Source organism: Cohnella baijiui (assembly GCF_020731285.1).
Classification (GTDB): domain Bacteria; phylum Bacillota; class Bacilli; order Paenibacillales; family Paenibacillaceae; genus Cohnella.
The window spans coordinates 1-267 of record NZ_JAJFOW010000261.1 but is presented as its reverse complement, the minus strand read 5'-3'; the positions used below and the strand labels follow the sequence as shown (position 1 = coordinate 267).

Genomic DNA, 267 nt, shown 5'->3' with positions numbered 1-267 from the left:
TGCTGAAGGAACTATTAAAGCCAAAAGCGTATTCATCGCTGTAGGAGCCAAAGCACCATCAAGCAAAATTAAGGGTGAAGAGGAATTCACCGGACGCGGTGTAAGCTACTGCTCGACGTGTGACGCTGCATTCTTCCAAGATCGTGTTGTGATTGTTACAGGAGATAATGAAGAAGCTATCCATGAAGCAGAGTCGCTGTCCAAGTTTTGTAAAGAAGTACGCTTCTTGATTCCAACAGGAAACATCAAGGGACAGGCTGATCTATC

General features: G+C 44.9%; 1 protein-coding gene. It reads left to right on the top strand.

Features of this window, described 5'->3' with window-relative positions; translation table 11 throughout:
* Nucleotides 1–267 (top strand): NAD(P)/FAD-dependent oxidoreductase (locus tag LKX83_RS32560; protein WP_370639177.1); only part of this gene is annotated, 267 nt, incomplete at both ends.